This is a genomic window from Crocosphaera sp. Alani8, from assembly GCF_038442745.1.
Lineage (GTDB): Bacteria > Cyanobacteriota > Cyanobacteriia > Cyanobacteriales > Microcystaceae > Crocosphaera.
In genome coordinates this window covers 1-2099 of the sequence record NZ_JARVCN010000471.1, presented here as the reverse complement: position 1 = coordinate 2099, position 2099 = coordinate 1, and the positions used below count along the sequence as shown (strand labels likewise).

Here is a 2099-nt window from a genome sequence, read left to right as displayed (position 1 = left end):
TTTGCACACCACGGAGTGACCTTATGGAAAAAGCCCTAAGATGGGCATATTAAGGATAACCCGTTAATAGTTTAATTATGGTGTTCCTTCTTCCCTCTCATCCCTGGCGCATAAGCTACAGCAGCAATGAAAATAATCCCATTGCGGATTTTTACATTCCTGCATTAGAAAAGGCGGTACAGTACGATCGCAAGTCAGGTTTTTTCAATAGTGCCATCCTGTCTAAAGTGGCCAGGGGTTTAGGAGCCATGCTTTATAATGAAGGGAAGATGCGGTTAATTATGGGCTGTCAATTTTCCCCTCAAGATTTAACTGCTATACAACAAGGGTATGAATTAAAAGAAGCGATCGCTACTTGCTTAGATAGAGAATTAGAGCCTCCGAAAACCTTTGTCCAACTAAAACATTTTGAGATATTAAGTTGGTTAATCGCCCATCATTATTTAGAGATAAAAATTGCTATCCCGTTGAAAAACAATGGCTTACCTGAACCTGATAAGCCCTTAGATACTCGTCATATATTCCATGAGAAAACAGGAATCTTTACTGACGTAAAGGGTAATCAATTAGCTTTCAGTGGGTCAAATAATGAGTCCATTAGTGGATGGGAACAAAACGTTGAGTCATTCCATGTTTATTGTTCTTGGGAAGGGGTCAGAGACTTAGAACGAGTCAATGAAGAACAATATCGGTTTGACCAATTGTGGCACGACTTAGCCCCTAATGTACGGGTGTTTAATATTCCTGAAGCGGTTAAACGGAAGTTATTGAGATATACCCCAACCACAAAACCCAATTGGACGGCTGCAACCGAACAGGATACTCGTCCTATTTCTATCGAAGAAATTCCTAAGAATCAAGAAACGCCTTTTGATGAAACTATTATAGAACCCGAAGAACCTCAATTAGATGACGTAACTATTGAAGCCGAAAAACAAGAATGGCAAGTCTTAAAAGAACTACATAAACATCCAGGTTGTTTAGATTATTGTCTAAAATCTATTCCCATAACTCCCTGGATACATCAATTAAAAATACTCAGACAAATGATCACTAAATGGCCTCAATCGGTCATGATTTGTGATGAAGTAGGTTTAGGAAAAACGATTAGTACCGGAATTTTAGTCCGTTATTTATTATTATCCAAGCAAGTTAAACGGGTTTTAATTTTAGTCCCTGCTAGTGTTCAACCTCAATGGCATGAAGAACTTAGAGAAAAATTTAATCTTCATTTTTGGAGTTATGACAAGGGACTATTCAAAGATACTTATGGTGAAACTTGTCAATCTATTGAGAACCCTTGGAATGAAAAAGAGTTAATTTTAGCCTCATCTCATTTAGTCAGAAGAAGGGAACGAACTCAGGAATTATTAGATGCAGAAAACTGGGATTTAGTGGTTCTTGATGAAGCCCATCATGCCCGTCGTCAAAGTCCTCAAAAGCGAGATGATACGCCCAATTCCTTATTACGTTTAATGAGGGAACTAAAACCTAAAACACGATCATTATTACTATTAAGTGCCACACCGATGCAGATTGACACAGTAGAAATATTCGACCTACTTAGTTTAGTTAACTTAAAAGGGGAATGGCAATATCAAGATAATTTCTGTGACTATTTTGATAGTTTATCCTATCCTCCTGACCGATTACGGTTAGAATTCTGGCAGAGGATGTCAAAAGATTATTTTCAACAGGGGGGGCAACTCTGTCCCCTATTAGAACAACAACTGACTAAGCAAGATCGTTTACTACTGTATCGTTTAAAAGATATCTGGCAAAGTGGGATGGCCATGGTCAATCATAAACAACTTTGTCAGGAGAATAACTTTATTAATGCGTCTCGTCAGTTCCTCACTATAAATACTCCCCTTAAAGATTTAATGTTTCGGCATACTAGGGATACTCTCAGAGAATATTATCGACGGGGCATTTTAGATAAAGATGTTCCGATACGGGTGGTCTTTGATAATGCGATCGCTCTCGAAACCAACCGAGAAGTTCCCCTTTACCAAGCAGTTAGTGATTATGTTCGGCATTTTTATAACCTGGCTCAACAAGAACAACGACAGGGACTAGGCTTTCTCATGACCTTATAC

1 protein-coding gene is annotated in these 2099 nt (G+C 38.4%); it reads left to right on the top strand.

What is annotated here, in order from left to right; genetic code table 11:
• Positions 1–77 precede the first annotated feature (77 nt).
• On the top strand, positions 78–2099 hold a 2022-nt coding region (locus P9B04_RS23320; protein ID WP_342057351.1), incomplete at its 3' end, for an SNF2-related protein.